Annotated in this window: 2 protein-coding genes; both read left to right on the forward strand. The window is 61.7% G+C overall.

The window, feature by feature from the left end; all coding sequences use genetic code 11:
• Positions 1-460: 460 nt before the first annotated feature.
• Positions 461-1,798 carry a TolC family outer membrane protein gene (locus AC0TOY_RS15270; RefSeq protein WP_473722062.1) on the forward strand — a complete coding sequence of 446 codons (1,338 nt, stop codon included), beginning with the start codon at positions 461-463 and terminating at the stop codon, positions 1,796-1,798.
• A 121-nt stretch (positions 1,799-1,919) separates the two neighbouring features.
• Positions 1,920-19,925 (forward strand): Ig-like domain-containing protein, encoded by an 18,006-nt coding sequence (locus AC0TOY_RS15275; RefSeq protein ID WP_473722063.1) that lies wholly within the window; start codon positions 1,920-1,922, stop codon positions 19,923-19,925.

Raw genomic sequence — 19,925 nt, forward strand, 5'->3', positions numbered from 1 at the left:
TTAGTTTTTTAAAAGCTTTTAATTTTAAATATACCCCTTTGGTTACTTAAATTGACATTTCTTTGAAAATCTTTGTGTCTGACCCGCTATGAAATTAACGCAAAAATGTGCACAGAAAGAATTAAGAATTTTCCTTAGATAACAGGAGGTTTATATGTTTCATCTGAAAGGAGACTTTTAGAGTTTTGTCCAGAAACCCCATGTTTTTTCTTACTTGTAACACCACATTAACATTGTGGGTGTAGTGGGCTATACCACATTTTGTTATGCTGCTAACCAGTTTAAGAAATAAGTAAATTCTTAATTGAAATAAGACACAGGCAGATCTCATCTCCAATGGAAATGGGTATGGGGATTATTACCTAAAATTCAGCATGGTAGCTTAATAAGATATTTGTCTAATTATCTGTACCTCTTTTTGGGTATTTGCTTGAGTATCACTCAGAGTCAGGGAGATAACATGACGATATTACGAAAGCCTATGTTACGCCGATTTACAGCAGCACTGGCATTCATTTTATTAGCCATAAATACGGCGTACGCCAATAGTAGTCAGGTGGGAATTGCCCCGGTGGCAACCACAACCTTAAAAGAAAGTATTCTTTTTGCTATCGATCGCGATCCGTCAATTAGTCAGCAGGCCGCGCAATTAGGTATTGGCCAGGCACAAATAGATGAAGCGCGCAGCGGCTGGATGCCACAAATATCGCTGAACGGGAGTACAGGGCACAGCCAGACCACCGATTCCAGCGGGTCGCTGAAGAATTCCGCCGCCTGGGGGCTGAGCCTGACGCAGTTGCTGTACGATTTTGGTAAGACCAATAACAGCATCAGCCAGTCTTCCGCCCAGCGCGATAGCTACCGCTATCAGCTGATGGGCACGCTTTCGGACGTGGCGGAAAAAACGGCGCTGAGCTATGTAGAGGTCAAACGCTATTCCGATCTGCTGCAGGCGGCAAAGGAGAACGTTCTGGCGCTCCAAAACGTTGAGCAACTGGCGAAGCTGCGCGCTGACGCGGGCGTGAGTTCGACCTCCGATGAGCTCCAGACCCGCACGCGTATTGCCGGCATGCAGGCGACGGTCGCGCAGTATCACGCCGCCTTAAACAGCGCGCGCGCAAGGCTTGCGGTATTAACGGGGATGCAGGCAGAAGCCTTTTCGCCAGTGCCTGCGAACCTCGCGGTTGAGCCAGATTCGCTCAACCGTATTGATTATTCGTTAATACCGGCTGTGATGGCCGCGCAGAATATGGAACGTTCGGCTCAGTATGGCGTGGAAACGGCGAAGTCCCAGCACTGGCCGACGTTAAGCCTGAAAGGGGGGCGCACCCGTTATGAATCGGACAACCGTTCATACTGGGACGACCAGATACAGCTCAATATCGATGCTCCGCTGTATCAGGGGGGCGCGGTTTCCGCTCGCGTTCGGCAGGCGGAAGGCGCACGGGCCATGGCCTCCTCTCAGGTCGATCAGGCGCGTTTCGATGTTCTGCAAAAAGCCTCCGTCGCGCAGGCGGACTGGGCTGGTGCACGGGGAAGAATGGAGGCCGGGAAACAGCAGCTGGAAAATGCGCTGCGCGCCCGCGATGTTTACAAAAATGAATACACCCTGAGCAAGCGGAGCATTAACGATCTGCTCAGCGTTGAGCAGGATGTCTGGCAGGCCACATCAGCGAAAATAATCGCTGAGTATGATGGCTGGAGTTCGGCAATTAATTATGCTTCCGCGGTTGATAATTTAATGCCGCTTATTGGAATAGAGAAAAACGCTGCCGCAAAATTACCTGACTTGAGTTAAAAAAAGACGCGCAGTGTTGCGCAAAAATAAGTCTGAAAATAATGGGTGTTTTTTCCCAGGGATAGCTACATCCGTCTGGTGGACATATCCACAGGAATCCGCACACCTGCAAGGAGAAGAAATGAGTAACGTAAAGGTTGTTGATGTCATCATTCGCAAAACGGCGGAGAAAACGAAATTAACCGGCGAAGGAAATCTGTCGGTCTCTATTTCATCGCCGAGCGTGATTGAAATCCAGGGTTCTGCTCAGGATGTGGCGCGTTATGTCCGTCAGGGGAAAGACCTCCTCATTTATATGAAAGATGGCAGCGTTATTCGCTGCAACAACTATTTTGTCGAAGATTCAGAGACGCATAACCAGTCAGAACTGGTATTCAACGACCGTCAGGAACTGACACATATTTCTTTTGCCGATGCCGGGGAAGCGTCAGGCGTTGCGGTGACCGAGTTAACCGCGCAGGCCACACCGATTAGCAGCATTCAACCTTTCCTCGAGCAGGAAAGTGTTTTAAGCGACGCGCCGTGGGGCTGGATTGCGGGAGCTGCGTTAGGCGGCGGTGCCATCGGGGCACTGCTGGCAAACGGCGGTGACGGCGAGACGAAAACAAAAGTCATTGATAATACCAAAGAAGTTGAAAGCGCCACGCCGACCTTCTTGCTGTCGGATAAAGCGGGTGACAAGCAGGGCGTGCTGAGTGCAAACGAGATCACGGACGACAGCAACCCAACCTTTAGCGGCACCGGTCAGCCGGGCGCGACCATTCAGATCAAAGACAGCAGCGGCAGCACCATTGCCAGCACCATGGTCGGTAAAGACGGCACGTGGACGGTAATATTACCGACCCAGACGGACGGGGAGCACACCTGGTCGGTCGTGCAGATCGACGGCAGTAAAACCACCAATGCGGGCAACATCACCGTAACGGTCTCGACCGCCGAGGCCGCCATTACGCTTGCCACCACGGCGGGCGATAACGTGCTGAACGCCAGCGAGCAATCTGCGGGCTTTACGCTCTCCGGCGCCAGCAAAAATCTGGCGCAGGGTACCGAACTCACCGTGACGCTGAACGGCAAAACCTACGCGGCTGAAGTCGGGGCAGACGGCGCGTGGAGCGTTAACGTACCCGCGGCCGACGCCCAGGCGCTGGTCGATGGTACCTGGACCGTCAACGTCAGCGGCAAAGACGCGGCGGGTAATACCGTCAGCGGAAGCCAGACGATTGGCGTGGATACCACCGCGCCAACCCTCTCTGTCGATACCCTCGCACAGGACAACATCATTAATGCGGCTGAGCATAATCAGCCGCTGACGCTAACCGGTAAAACGAATGCGGAAGCCGGTCAGATCGTCACGGTCACCCTGAACGGTAAAAATTATAACGCCACGGTGGGCAGCGACGGCACCTGGTCCGTCACGCTGGAGGCTGGCGACGTGCAGGCGCTCAGAGAGGGCAATCACACCCTGACGGTGAACGTTAGCGACAAAGCGGGCAACGGCTCGTCCGTGACGGCAGATTTCACGGTGGATACCGTCGCGCCGGTCATCACCATCCATACCGTGGCGGGCGACGATATCCTCAATATCAGCGAGCAGGGCCAGGCGCACATTATTTCCGGCCAGGCGAGCGGTGCCGCCGCGGGCGATGTGGTCACCGTAACCCTTGGCGGTCAGACCTTCACCGGCGTGGTGCTGGCGGACGGCAGCTGGAGCGTGGGCGTGCCGGCGTCCGTGCTGGGCGCGCTGGGCGAAGGCAACCATACGCTTTCGGTTTCCGTCACTGATGCGGCAGGCAACACCGGCAGCGCCACGCACAACATTACGCTGAGTGGACATCCGCCAGAATTTACGATTGACGCCATCAGCCAGGATAACGTCCTGAATGCCCAAGAGGCGATGCAGCCGCTGAGCCTGACCGGCACCAGCAACCTGCCGGACGGCACCACCGTCACCGTGACGCTGAACAACGTCAACTATCAGGCCACCGTCGAAAACGGTATCTGGGCGATCCAGGTGCCGGTGTCCGACGTCCTGAATCTGGCAAACACCCTTTACACCGTCAGCGTCAGCGGTACCGACAGCGTGGGTAACAGCGGTTCTGCCGAAGCGAATCTGCTGGTGGATACCGTCCTTCCGCAGGTCATCATCAATACGTTTGCGGGCGACAACCTGGTCAATAACGCCGAAGCGGGCGTCGATCAAACCCTCAGCGGTCGCGTTACCGGCGCGGCGGCGGGCGATACCGTCTCCATCACCGCAGGCGGCAAGAGCTACACCGCAACGGTTGGCAGCGATCTGACCTGGAGCGTGAAGATCCCATCAGCGGATCTTCAAGCGTTCGGCGACGGCGATTTAACCTTCACCGCGTCGGTGACCAACGGGCACGGCAATACCGGCACCGGCGAGCGTGATATCAATATCAACGCGGAGCTGCCGGGTCTGCGCGTGAACACCATTTCCGGCGATGACGTGGTCAACGCCATTGAGCAGCAGCAGGATCTGACCGTCACCGGCTCCAGCACCCATCTGGCCGCGGGCACGCAGATTATCGTCACCATCAACAACGTTGAGTACGTTACCGCGGTAAACGCCAGCGGCAACTGGCAGATCGGCGTTCCGGCGGCGGACCTGCAGGCCTGGACGGCGGGCGGCATGACGGTGAGCGTCAGCGCGGTAGATGCCTGGGGCAATCCCGTTGCGGCTGAACACCCGATTGAACTCGATCTGAACGCCGTGGCGGTCACCATTGATACCGTCTCCGGCGACGACCTGCTGAATGCGGCAGAAAAAGGCGGTGATTTAACCCTTTCCGGCCAGACGCAGGGCGTGGAAGCGGGGCAGACCGTGGTGGTGAAATTCGCTGACCAGACCTTTACCGCGCAGGTGCAGCAGGATGGCTCCTGGAGCCTGACCGTACCCGCCAGCGCCATGGAAACCCTGACCGACGGGCGCGCGCAGGTGAGCGTCAACGTCACTAACGTCAGCGGCAATAGCGCGGAAGCGGCGCGCGTTGTCACGGTGGATACGCAGCCACCGGCGATTACGCTCGATAACCTGACCGCCGACAACATCATTAATGCGGCAGAAGCGCAGCAGGATTTACTGTTAAGCGGCAGCAGCAGTGCGGAACCCGGCCAGACGGTCACCGTGACGCTGAACGGAAAAACGTATCAGACCACGGTCCAGACGGACGGTAGCTGGCAGCTGAGCGTCCCGGCGGCTGACGTCGGTGCCCTGACGGACGGCATCGTTACCGTGACGGCAACCGTGAGCGACGTGGCGGGCAACAGCAGCAGCGCCGATCGCGTGGGTCTGGTGGATGCGACCGTACCGCAGGTGACCATTAACGACTTTGTTACCGGCACCAATACCGTTAACCAGCTCGCCCATTCACAGGCGCAGATCCTGAGCGGCTCCGTCACCGGTGCGGCAGCGGGCGACCTTGTGACCATTACCATTAATAGCGTCGATTACACTACCGTGGTGGATGCATCGGGCAACTGGAGCCTCGGCCTGCCCGCATCCGTCGTGCAGGGTCTGGCGGACGGCACCTGGACCATCGACGTCTCCGTGACCGACCGATCCGGCAACACCGGAAGCAGTTCACTGGATGTGGTGGTGAATACCGTGACGCCTGTTATTGGTATCAGCACGCTGGCGGCGGACGACGTAATCAATGCGACCGAGAAGGGCGAAGATCTGCTGCTCTCCGGCACCAGCAACCAGCCGGAAGGCACGCGCGTCACCGTTAACCTGAACGGCATCAACTACACCGCCACCACCGACGCCAGCGGTAACTGGAGCGTGACCGTACCGGCCTCGGCCGTAGGCGCGCTGGGAGAAGCCCATTACACCGTGACGGCGAGCGTTACGGATAGCGTAGGCAACAGCGCCTCTACCTCACACGATGTGCTGGTGGACAGCTCGCTGCCGGTGGTGACGATCGGCACGCTGGCGGGCGACAATATCGTTAACGCAGCGGAAGTGGCGGCAGGGCAAACCCTGACCGGCAAGGTAACGAACGCGGCGCCAGGTGACACTGTCACAATTATCCTTGGCGGCCAGACATACACCGCTACCGTACAGGACGATCTGACCTGGAGCCTGCCGTTAAGCGAAAGCCAGCTTACCGCGCTCGGCAACGGCGACCTCACCGTCTCCGCCAGCGTGACCAACGCGCACGGTAATACCGGCTCTTCTTCTCTCGACTTCACCATCGACGCCCAGCTTCCGGGACTGCGTATTGATACGGTCGCAGGGGACGACGTGATTAACGTCATCGAACACGCCCAGAATCTGATTGTCTCCGGCACCAGCACCGATCTGGCGGCGGGCAGCGCCGTCACCGTGACCATTAACGGCAAAGCGTATTCCGCAACGGTGCTGGCCGACGGCACCTGGCAGGCCGCGGTACCGGCGGCGGACGTGTCCCAGTGGGCGGATGGCTCGCTGGATATCAAGGCAAGCGCGCAGGATGCCTCCGGCAACCCGGTGACCATCGGCACCGTCGTGGACGTCGATCTCGCGCCGGTCGCCATCACCATCAGCAGCGTGACCGACGACAACGTGCTTAACGCGGCGGAAAAAGGCCAGGGCCTCGTGCTGTCCGGCACCACGTCCAACGTGGAAGCGGGTCAGACCGTCACCATCACCTTTGCAGGGAAAACGTACACCACGACGGTAGATGGCAACGGCGACTGGACCTGGACCGTTCCGGCTGCCGATCTGAGTGCCCTGAAGGACGGTGGCGCCAGCGTGCAGGTCAGCGTCACCAACGTGAACGGCAACGCGGCCTCTTCGGTGCAGGAATTCAGCGTCGATACCACCGCGCCGACGGTGACTATCAACACCATCAGCAATGACAATATGCTGAACGCGGCAGAGGCGGCGCAGGATCTGACCCTGAGCGGGACGTCTACTGCCGAAGCGGGCCAGACGGTCACCGTGACCTTCAACGGCAATCAGTACACCGCGCAGGTGCAGGCGGACGGCAGCTGGACGCTCGACGTTCCGGCGGCGGATCTGGCGGGCATCACCGACGGCAGCGCGGCGGTCACGGCGACCGTGTCCGACAAAGCAGGTAACCCGGCCAGCGCAGGTTCCTCGGTGCTGGTCGACACCACCGTGCCGCAGATCACCTTCAACATCGTTGCGGGCGACGACATCGTGAATATTGCCGAGCACGGCCAGGCTCTGATCGTCTCCGGCAAGGTGACGGGCGCGCAGGCGGGCGACGTGATTACCGTGACCCTGAACGGCAAAGACTACACCGCCATGCTGGACGCGTCCGGCAGCTGGAGCGTGGGCGTTCCTGCGGCGGACGTGGGCGCGCTGGCAAACGGCGAGCAGACGATCTCTGCGACCCTCACCGACAAAGCCGGTAACAGCACCACCGCGACGCACGAGTTTGACGTCTCCCTGACCGCGCCGGTGATTGCCATCAATACCCTGGCGGCTGATGACGTGATCAACGCGACTGAGAAAGGCCAGGATCTGCTGGTGTCCGGCACCAGTAACCAGCCGGACGGCACGACCATTACGGTGACCCTGAACGGCATCAGCTATACGGCCACCGCCGACGCGAGCGGGAACTGGAGCGTGACCGTTCCGGCGGCAAACGTCTCGGCGCTGGGCGAAGCGAGCTACGCCGTGACGGCGAGCGTGACCGACAGCGCGGGGAACAGCGCGAGCACCGGGCACAGCGTGCTGGTCGACAGCGCGCTGCCGCAGGTCACCATCAACCCTGTGGCCACGGACGATGTCATTAACGCGGCGGAAGTGGCTAGCGGGCAGACCCTGAGCGGGAAAGTGAGCGGCGCGGCGAGCGGTGACACTGTCACTGTTTCAGTCGGTGGCAATACCTGGACCGCGACGGTTCAGGACGACCTGAGCTGGTCGGTCAACGTGCTGTCCACGGTCTTAACCGCCATCGGTAACGGCGATCTGACGGTGTCAGCCAGCGTCACCAACGGCCACGGCAACACCGGAACGGGCGAGCGCGAAATCGTTATAGACGCAAACCTGCCGGGCCTGCGCGTCGATACCGTGGCGGGCGACGATGTGATCAATAGCATCGAACACGCTCAAAACCTGATTATCACCGGCTCCAGCGACGGTCTGGCAACGGGCGCGGCGCTGACAGTCACCGTCAACGGCAAAACCTACGCGGCCACCGTACTGGCGGACGGCACCTGGACGGCGGCCATTCCGGCGGCAGACGTCAGCGCGCTGGCTGCGGGCACGGTTACCGTGACCGTGGAGGGGCAAAGCACCGCGGGGAATCCGGTGACCATCAGCCATGACGTGAAGGTGGATCTGGCGGCAGTCGCCATCAGCATTAACCCGATTGCCTCTGACGACGTGATTAACGCGGCGGAGAAAGGCGCGGACCTGGTGCTGTCTGGCTCCACCACCAACGTGGAAGAAAACCAGACCGTTACCATCACCTTCGGCGGCAAGTCGTACACCGCGACGGTCGATGCCGACGGCAACTGGACGGCTACCGTACCGTCTGCCGACGTGGGCAGCCTGAAGGACGGCGATGCCAGCGTGCAAGTGAGCGTGACCAACGTGAACGGCAACAGCGCGTCGGCGGGCCGCGAGTACAGCGTGGACGCGACCGCGCCGACGGTGTCTATTGAAATCATCAGCGACAACAACATCATCAATGCGGCTGAAGCGCAGCAGGATCTGGTGATTAACGGCGTCACCAACGCCGAAGCGGGCCAGACCGTCACCGTGACGCTGAACGGCGTGGACTACACCACCACCGTTCAGGCCAACGGCAGCTGGAGCGTGACCGTGCCGTCCGCGGATCTGAGCGGTATTACCGACGGGAACTACACCGTCAGCGCCGCCGTATCGGACAAAGCGGGCAACCCGGCCTCCGCGGACCGCGACGTGCTGGTTGATACCACCGTTCCACAGCTGACCATTCACACCGTTTCCGACGACGACGTGATCAACAGTGCCGAGCATGCGCAGGCCCTGATTGTCACCGGTTCCGTGACCGGCGCGGCGGCGGGCGACGTGGTCACCGTTACCCTCAACGGCAAATCGTACACCGCTACCCTGGACGCCTCCGGCAACTGGAGCGTGGGCGTGCCTGCGGCGGACGTCACCGCGCTGGCCGCCGGGGATTACACCATTACCGCGGCGCTGACTGATAAAGCGGGCAACAGCAACAGCGCCACGCACGGCGTGGAGGTGAACCTGACCGCGCCTGTGCTGACCATTGACACCGTTTCCGGTGACGATGTGATCAATAACAGCGAGAAAACCCAGGATCTGACGATTTCCGGTACGGCTTCCGGCCTGGCGGCAGGCGCGGCGGTGACCGTGATGCTGAACGGCAAAGCGTACAGCGCGCTGGTGGACGATAACGGGAAATGGACGACTACCGTTCCGGCGGATCAGGTGAGCCAACTGGGCGAAGCGTTGTATACCGTTACCGCATCGGCAACGGACAGCGTCGGCAACAATACCAGCACGTCACACACCGTGAACGTGGAATCCGTTCTGCCGGGCGTGATCGTCAACACCATTGCGGGCGACGACATTATTAACGCGGCGGAGCTGGCAGCCGGCCAGACCATCAGCGGTAAGGTGGTGAATGCCGAAGCGGGCAATACCGTGACCGTGACCATTGGCGGTAACAGCTACACCGCAACGGTGCAGAGCGATCTGACCTGGTCCGTTAACGTGCCGTCCGACGTGCTGACCGCGCTGGGCAACGGCGATTTGACCGTGTCAGCCAGCGTGACCAACGGCGTCGGCAACAGCGGATCCGCTGAGCGCGAAATCGTGATAGACGCTAACCTGCCGGGCCTGCGCGTGGATACCGTGGCGGGCGACGACGTGATCAACAGTATCGAACACGGGCAGAACCTGATTATTACCGGCACCAGCGACGGGCTGGCGGCGGGCGCGGCGCTGACCGTGACCGTCAACGGCAAAACCTATCCGGCGACCGTGCTGGCGGACGGCACCTGGCGCGCGGCGATCCCGGCGGCGGACGTCGGCGCACTGAGTGCAGGCACGGTTACCGTGACCGTGGCAGGCCAGAGCAGCGCCGGTAACCCGGTTTCCATCAGCCACGATGTGACGGTGGATCTGGCGACCGTTGCCATCAGCATCGATGCGATTGCCGCCGACGACGTGATTAATGCCGCCGAGAAGGGCGCGGATCTGGTGCTCTCCGGGGCGACCTCGAACGTTGAGGAAAACCAGACCGTTACCATCACCTTCGGCGGCAAGAGCTACACCGCGACCGTAGGCGCCGACGGCAAATGGACGACCACGGTGCCAGCCGCCGACCTGGCGGGTCTGAAAGACGGCGACGCCAGCGTGCAGGTGAGCGTCACCAACGTCAACGGCAACAGCGCCTCGGCGGGCCGCGAGTACAGCGTGGATGCGACCGCACCGTCCGTGACCATTAACACCCTGGCGACGGACGACATTCTGAATGACACCGAAGCGAAGAGCGATCTGAGCGTTTCCGGTACCACCACCGCCGAAGCGGGCCAGACGGTCACCGTATCGCTGAACGGCAAAGACTACACCACAACCGTCGGCGCAGACGGCAGCTGGACGCTGAACGTTCCGGCGGCCGATGTTGCGGCCCTGACGGACGGCAGCGTGACCGTCACCGCATCGGTCAGCGATAAAGCGGGCAACCCGGCATCGGTGGATCACAACCTGGCGGTAGATATCACCGTGCCTGCGGTGACCATCAATACCGTGGCGGGCGACGACGTGATTAACATCGCTGAGCACGGCCAGGCGCAAATCATCAGCGGCACCGCCACCGGCGCGGCAGCGGGCGATAAGGTCACCGTCACCATCGGCGGCCAGACTTACACCACCGTGCTGGACGCGGCGGGCAACTGGAGCGTCGGCGTCCCGGCGAGCGTGATTTCCGGCCTCAGCGACGGCACCGTGACCGTCACGGCGTCGGTCACCGACGCGGCGGGCAATACCGGCACCGGCACGCATAACGTGACCGTCGATACCGGTCTGCCGTCCGTGGCCTTCAACGCCATCAGCGGCGACAACGTGCTGAACGCGGTGGAGAAAGGTCAGGATCTGAGCGTCAGCGGCACCAGCGCCAACCTGGCGGAAGGCACCGTGGTGACCGTGACCCTGAACGGCAAAAACTACACGGCGACAACCGCGGCAGACGGCACCTGGAGCCTGACGGTCCCGGCGGCGGATCTGGCGAGCCTGGGCGAAGCCAACTACACCCTGAGCGCGGCCGCCACCAACGGCGTGGGCAACAGCGTGAGCAACACCGCGAACCTGCTGGTAGACACCGCGCTGCCAACGGTCACCATTAACACCGTGGCGGGCGATAACGTCATTAATGCGGCGGAAGTGGCCGCAGGCCAGACCCTGAGCGGTACCGTGGCGAATGCCGAAGCGGGCAACACCGTGACCGTGACCATTGGCGGCAACAGCTACACCGCAACAGTGCAGAACGATCTGACCTGGTCCATCAACGTGCCGTCTGACGTGCTGACCGCGCTGGGCAACGGCAGCCTGAGCGTGACGGCGACCGTCACCAACGGCCACGGCAACACCGGCACCGGCGAGCGCGAGATCGCGATCGACGCTAACCTGCCGGGCCTGCGCGTGGACACCGTGGCGGGCGACAACGTGGTCAACAGCATTGAGCATGCGCAGAACCTCATTGTTACCGGCTCCAGCGACGGGCTGGCGCCAGGCACGGCGCTGACCGTCACCATCAACGGCAAAGACTATGCGGCCACGGTGCTGGCGGACGGCAGCTGGAGCGCGGCGATCCCGGCTGCGGACGTGAGCGCGTGGCCGGAAGGCACCGTCAAAATCAGCGTCACTGGCGACAGCGCTGCGGGCAATCCGATTACCATCAGCCACGATGTGACGGTGGATCTGGCGACCGTTGCCATCAGCATCAATGCGATTGCGACCGACGACGTGATTAACGCGGCGGAGAAAGGCGCGAATCTGGTGCTGTCCGGTGCGGTCATCAACGTGGAAGCCGGGCAGACCGTGACCATCAGCCTGAACGGCAAAATATATAGTGCGACAGTGGACGACAGCGGCAACTGGACCTGGACCGTACCGTCTGCGGATCTGGCTGGCCTGAAGGACGGCGATGCCAGCGTGCAGGTGAGCGTCACCAACGTGAACGGCAACAGCGCCTCGGCGGGGCGTGAGTACAGCGTGGATGCGACCGCGCCGTCCGTGACCATTCATACCCTTGCGGCTGACGATATTCTGAATGCCGCAGAAGCGCAGTCCGATCTGACCGTGTCCGGCACCACCACCGCCGAAGCGGGCCAGACGGTGACCGTGACGCTGAACGGCAAAGACTACACCACAACCGCAGGCGCGGACGGCAGCTGGACGCTGAGCGTTCCGGCGGCCGATGTTGCGGCCCTGACGGACGGCAGTGTGACCGTGACCGCATCGGTAAGCGACAAGGCGGGCAACCCGGCGTCGGTTGATCACACTCTGACGGTGGACGTGACCGTGCCTGCGGTGACCATCAATACCGTGGCGGGCGATGATGTCATTAACCTCGCAGAACACAGCCAGGCGCACATCGTCAGCGGCACCGCCACCGGCGCAGCCGCGGGTGATAAGGTCACCGTCACCATTGGTGGCCAGACGTACACCACCGTGCTGGACGCGGCGGGGAACTGGAGCGTGGGCGTTTCGGCGAGCGTGATTTCCGGCCTCAGCGACGGCACCGTAACCGTCACGGCGTCGGTCACCGACGCGGCGGGCAATACCGGCACCGGCAGCCATAACGTGACCGTTGACACCGGCCTGCCGTCCGTGGCCTTCAACGCCATCAGCGGCGATAACGTGCTGAACGCGGTGGAGAAGGGGCAGGATCTGAGCGTCAGCGGCACCAGCGCCAACCTGTCGGAAGGCACCGTGGTGACCGTGACCCTCAACGGTAATAACTACACGGCGACGACCGCCGCAGACGGCACCTGGAGCCTGACGGTCCCGGCGGCGGATCTGGCGGGTCTCGGCCAGGCCAACTACACCCTGAACGCGACCGCCACCAACGGCGTGGGCAACAGCGTCAGCAACACCGCGAATCTGCTGGTCGATACCGCGCTGCCGGGCGTCACCATCAACACCATCGCGGGCGATAACGTTATCAACGCGGCGGAAGTGGCCGCGGGCCAGACCCTCAGCGGCAAGGTAACGAACGCGGAAGCGGGCAATACCGTCACCGTGACCATTGGCGGCAACACCTACACCGCGACGGTGCAGAGCGATCTGACGTGGTCCGTGAACGTGCCGGAGTCCGTCCTGACGGCGCTGGGCAATGGCGATTTGACCGTGTCAGCAACCGTCACCAACGGCCATGGCAATACCGGGACCGGCGAGCGCGAGATCGCGATCGACGCTAACCTGCCGGGCCTGCGCGTTGATACGGTAGCGGGCGACGATGTGATCAACAGCATCGAACATACTCAAAACCTGATCGTCTCCGGCTCCAGCGACGGGCTGGCGGCAGGTACAACGCTCACCGTGACCGTCAATGGCAAAACCTATGCGGCCTCCGTGCTGGCAGACGGTTCCTGGATCGCGGCGATCCCGGCGGCAGACGTCGCGGCCTTCGCAGCAGGTACGGTCACCGTGACCGTTGCAGGCCAGAGCGCGGCGGGTAACCCGGTGACCATCAGCCATGACGTGACCGTCGATCTGGCGGCGGTGGCTATCAGCATCGATGCGATTGCCACCGACGACGTGATTAACGCGGCGGAGAAAGGTACGGAACTGGTGCTCTCCGGCAGCACCTCGAACGTGGAGGAAAACCAGACCGTTACCATTACCTTCGGCGGCAAGACGTATACCGCGAAGGTGGATGCTGACGGTAACTGGACGGCCACCGTGCCGTCCGCGGATCTCGCGGGCCTGAAAGACGGTGACGCCAGCGTGCAGGTGAGCGTCACCAACGCGCACGGCAACAGCGCCACGGCGGGCCGGGAGTACAGCGTGGACGCGACTGCGCCAACCGTGACCATTGATACGGTCGCAGGCGATAACGTGATTAACGGCAGCGAAGCGGCTGCGGGCGTTGCTATCTCCGGCACCACCACGGTGGAAGCCGGGCAGACGGTCACCGTGACGCTGGGCGGTAAGAGCTATACAGCCCAGGTGCAGCAGGGCGGCGTCTGGAGCGTGAACGTTCCGGGCAGCGATCTGACCGCACTGGCGGATAGCGGCTACACCGTGCAGGTGAGCGTGAGCGACGCGGCGGGTAATCCGGGCAGCGCGGGTAAGACGATTACGCTTGATACCACGCCGCCGACCGTCAGCTTTAACGTGGTGGCGGGCGATGACGTGATTAACAGCGTGGAGCACGGCCAGGCGCAGATCGTCAGCGGGTCGGCAACCGGCGCGAACGTCGGTGATAAAGTGGTTATCACCCTCGGTTCGCACCAGTACACCACCACCGTTGACGCCAGCGGCAACTGGAGCGTGGGCGTTCCGGCCAGCGTGATTTCCGCCCTGACCGACGGCACCGTGACCCTCAGCGCGACCATTACCGACAGCGCGGGCAACAGCAGCACCCAGACCCATGACGTGGTGGTCAACACCGCCTCCGTGGCGCTGACGGTGAACACCGTTAGCGGTGACGACGTCATCAACGCGGCTGAAGCCGGTTCGTCCCTGGTGATTAACGGCTCCAGCGCCCAGCTTGCCAGCGGGACGCAGGTTACCGTGACGCTGAACGGCAAGAGCTATACGGCCACCATCCAGAGCGACGGCAGCTGGACGACCACCGTTCCGGCCGCAGACGTGGGTGCCCTGGCCGATGGCGCGCGCTATCAGGTGTCCGTGTCGGCGCAGGACAGCGCGGGCAACAGCGCGTCGGCGACCCACGGCATCAGCGTGGATACCACTGCGCCGGTGGTGAGCATTGCGACGCTGTCGGCTGACGACATGCTGAACGCCGCGGAAGCGCAGCTGCCGCTGACCGTGCACGGCTCTTCCAGCGCGGAGGCGGGTCAGACCGTTACCGTGACGCTGGGCGGCAAAACCTACACTGCGCTTGTCGGCAGCGACGGCACCTGGACGCTCGACGTGCCGGCAGCCGATCTGGCTGCGCTGAGCCAGGGTGCGCTGACGGTGACCGCCTCGGTCAACGATAAAGCGGGTAATAACGGCCAGACCACGCACACCTTAACGGTAGACACCGTCGCGCCAGCCGTAACCATCAGCACCGTGGCCGATGACGATATCGTCAACAACGCCGAGCAGCTGGCGGGCCAGACCATCCGTGGCACGACCACGGCGGAACAGGGCCAGACGGTGACCGTCTCCTTCAACGGGCACAGCTATCAGGCGACCGTCGGGGCGGACGGATCGTGGTCGGTCTTCGTGCCGGGCCGTGATTTCCTCGGCCTGAGCGACGGGGAGTACACCATCACCGCTTCGGTAAGCGACAGGGCGGGCAACCCGGGCAGCGCAACGCACGACGTGACGCTGAACGGCGATGTCCCAACCATCACCATTAATACCTTTGCGCAGGACGATATCGTCAACGCCGCCGAGCACGGCACGCCGCTGGTCATCAGCGGCACCACCGACGCGCCTGTAGGCCAGACGGTGACCATCACGCTGAACGGTAAAACCTATACGGCGACCGTGCAGAATGACGGTACCTGGAGCTACACGGTGGGAAGCGCTGACGTGACCGCGCTGGCAGACGGCGGCTCGTACGTGATTAACGCGCAGGTCAGCAATACCATCGGCAACAGCGCCAGCGATAACCATACCGTCACGGTGGATCTCACCGCGCCGTCGATGGGGATCGCTATTGATTCGCTGCAAAACGACACCGGCCTGAGCGCAACGGATTTCATCACCAACGACAGCCAGGTCGTCGTCAACGGCTCGCTGACCGCGCAGCTCGGCAATAACGAGAAGGCGCAGATCAGCCTCGACGGCGGCGTCACCTGGATCGACCTGACCGTGACCGGCACCACCTGGCGCTACGCCGATGGCCGCACCCTGACGGACGGTACGTATCAGTACCAGGTCCGCGTGATTGATAACGCGGGCAACGTAGGGGCTACGGATAGCCAGGACGTGGTGATTGACCTGACGAAGCCTGCGGCAACCACCATTACCGTGGATTCCATTACGCAGGATACCGGCCTGTCCGGCAGCGACTTTATCACCAGCGACAACCAGATCAGCCTGAAAGGGACGCTCGGCGCGGCGCTGGGCAGCGGCGACCACGCGCAGATCAGCCTTGACGGGGGCGTCACCTGGACCGACGTCAGCGTCAGCGGCCTGAGCTGGACGTATGTTGATGGCCGCACGCTGGCCGACGGGGATTACAACTACCAGCTGCGCGTGATTGACGACGCGGGCAATATCAGCGCCACCGCCAGCCAGGTGGTGACCATTGATACGGTTGCGCCGGACGCGAGCAAAACCATCGCCATCGACAGCATCAGTGACGATACCGGCCTGAGCAGCAGCGACTTTATCACCAACGATACGTCCCTGACGCTGCACGGCTCGCTCGGCGCGACGCTGGCCGACGGCGAGTATGCCCAGATCAGCATCGACGGCGGCGTGACCTGGCAGAACGTCATCGTCACCGGCAACAGCTGGTACTACGTCGATGGCCGCACGCTGGGTAACCAGACCTATGACTACTACGTTCGCGTGGTGGATGCGGCGGGCAACGTGGGTGCCAGCGCCCATCAGCAGGTGACCGTCGATACGGTCGCCCCGGATGCGGCGATTACGGTGACCGTGGATAACATCACCGTGGATACCGGATTCGACAATAACGACTTCCTGACCAGTTCGACCTCGTACACGCTGCACGGAACGCTTGGCGCAGCGTTAGGGGCGGGAGAGTACGTGCAGGTGAGCATGGACGGCGGCACGACCTGGGTATACGCCACCGTCAGCGGGACGCAGTGGAGCTACAGCGACACGCGTACCCTGACCGACGGCAGCCATAACTACCAGGTGCGGGTCGTTGACCAGGCGGGGAACGTTGGGGCAACCACCTCGCAGGCGGTGACGGTGGATACGCAGGCGCCGCAGTACGGCATCACCATCGACAGCATCAGCGAAGATACCGGCCAGTCCGGCAGTGATTTCATCACCATGGACACCACGCTGACCATCAACGGTTCGCTGGGCAGCGCGCTGGCAAGCGACGAGCGCGTACAGATAAGCCTGGACGGCGGGAACACCTGGCTCGATACCACGGTCACCAACCAGCGCTGGAGCTACACCGATACCCGCGATCTGCCTGACGGTGACTACACCTACCAGGTGCGGATTATCGACCAGGCGGGCAACGTGGGCTCCACGGCCTCTCAGGTGGTGACGGTGGACACCACGCCGCCGACCACGGTGGGTACGGTCGTGAGCTATACCGACGGTGAAGGCGAGCGTCAGGGCACCTTTGGCAGCGCGGTGGCAACGGACGATAACTCGCCGCTGATCAACGGGACGCTTAACCGCGCTCCGGACGACGGCGAAATTGTACAGCTCTATCGTGACGGGGTCCTGCTCGGCCAGGTGACCATGAACGGCAGCGCAAGCTGGTCCTTCCAGGACAACGGCCTGAGCGACGGAAATCACACCTACATTGTGCGCGTCACCGACAGGGCCGGTAACTACACCGAGTCTGACGGCTTTATGCTGAACGTTGATACCAGCATCCCGACCACCACGGCGGCGATTACCGCGCAGACCACGTCGGACACCACGCCGATTGTCACCGGCACCGTCTCCGCTGACCTGGTGAACGGTGAATACCTGGTGGTGACGGTGAACGGCAAAACCTACACCTCGCAGACCGGCGGCGCGGTGGTGGTCGATCCGGATCACAACACCTGGTATCTGCAGATCCCGGACGGCGATGCGCTGAGCGTGGCGAGCTACAGCGTGACGGCGCAGGTGAAGAGCAGCGCGGGTAACGGCAATACCACCGGTACGGCAACCGGCAGCCTGGTGATTGACACCACTTCGGTGAATACCGACTGGGCGACCACGGCGGGGAACAGCAACAACTCCACCATGACCCTCGGCATGAACAGCAGCGGTCTGTGGAACATCATTGCTAACGGCCAGTCTTATTCCAGCAGCGATAGCTCGACCTATGCCGGGAATACCCTGACCAACACCCGCGGCTACTACGTGGTGAGCCAGACCGCCGCCGACTTTGACCGTAACGGCACGCAGGATATTTTCGCCACGGAGACCACCTACTCAGGATCCACGCAGGTGATGTGGACCTACGATGGCAGCACCTATAACGCCAGCCAGCTGGCGATGGGGACCACCATCTGGTACGGCGGCGTGATTGCGTACGACAAAACCGGGGATGGCTATCTGGATCTGGCGTACGGCGACTCCGGCGCGGACTCCATTACCTATCTGATCAACAACAACGGGGTACTCTCGCCTGACGGCACGTACGGCGGCGCGGGGTTCTGGGGACAGTTCACCACCATGCGTGAAATCTCCGGCGTCGATATTAACAATGACGGCACCGTGGATGTGGTTCAGCACACCAACCGCAGCGGCGCGTACTCGTTAACCGTGATCAACAACAACGGTAACGGCACGCTCTCTATCGGTCAGAACCTGACGAACGTGTTTGTGGCCAACGCCTCGAATACCACCACGGCGGCGTCCATGACGTGGGCGGACTTCAACGGCGATGGCTACATGGATCTGTACCTGGGCAGCAGCTACAACAACAACGGCGGGGTGATCTACTACAACGACGGTACCGGGAAGCTCTCAACCACCAAGAGCGCGGTCGAGGCCTCTAACGCCACGGCGGGGTATCTGTCGGTGGCGGTGGACTGGAACGGTGACGGGCAGATGGACATCGTCAAGCTCAGCAGCTATGGCGGCTCGCAGACGGCAACGCTGTTCACCAACAACGGTTACGGCTCGACCTGGACTGCAAGCCAGCTGGCTTCCGGACTGGCGAACGTCACCGGCGTGGCGGCAGTGGACTACAACTGGGACGGTGCGCAGGATCTGCTGGTCTCTCAGCAGAACGGCAAGGTGGTGCTGGTACAAAACAGCAAAACCATTGCTGACGGCACCGCGATGCACCTGCACATTGCCGACAGCGAGGGCATCAACGCCTACTACGGCAATACGGTCAATCTGTACAACGCCGCGGGCGTACTGGTGGCCTCGCAGATCATCAACGCCCAGTCCGGTATCGGTTCGAACGATACCTCTGCGCTGGTGAGTTTCTACGGGCTGGATCCGAATGAAACCTACTCGGCCGAGATCCTGAAGATCACCAACGGCGTGTCGGATAACGTCACCTGGAGCGGTCTGGAGGCGGGCAACGGCAAAGAGGGCTACGTCCTGACGGCCGAAGCGGCCACCGGCGGCCACAGCGGAACCATTACCGGAACCGGGTATAACGACACCTTTATCGCCGAAAATGGCACTTATACCTACAACGGCTCCGGCGGCTGGACTACCCATTCCGACCATGACACCTGGAGCAACACCGGTGGGATGGACGTGGTGGATTACCGCAATGCGACCTCCGGCGTAACCGTTGATTTGCGCCTCTCAACCGCGCAGAACACCGGATTCGGTACGTCACGACTGCTGAACATTGAGGGGATCAACGGCTCGAACTTCGACGACGTCATTACCGGCAACAGCGGTGATAACCGGTTCGAAGGCCGCGGCGGGAACGACACCTTCAACATCGGCAGCGGCGGTCACGATACGTTGCTCTACAAGCTGATCAACGCCTCGGATGCCACGGGCGGTAACGGTCACGACGTGGTGAACGGCTTTACGGTCGGCACCTGGGAAGGGACCGCGGACACGGATCGTATTGACCTGCGCGATCTGCTCTCCGGCAGCGGCTATACCGGCACGGGTTCGGCGAGCTACGTGAACGGCGTGGCCACGCTGGACAGCAGCGCGGGCAATATCAGCGATTACATCCGCGTGGTGCAGAACGGCAGCAATACCGAGATCCAGGTTGACCTCGACGGTACAGGCGGCCAGTTCTCGCCAACCACTCTGGTGACCCTGAACGGCGTGCAGACGGATCTGGCGACGCTGCTGGCGAACCATCAGCTGTTAATTGCGTAA

This window comes from Enterobacter sp. PL_is379 (assembly GCF_055817355.1).

Excerpts from the sequence above, each read along its gene's own strand:
- AC0TOY_RS15270 (WP_473722062.1), top strand. The coding sequence starts at position 461 with ATGACGATATTACGAAAGCCTATGTTACGCCGATTTACAGCAGCACTG.
- AC0TOY_RS15275 (WP_473722063.1), top strand. The coding sequence starts at position 1,920 with ATGAGTAACGTAAAGGTTGTTGATGTCATCATTCGCAAAACGGCGGAG.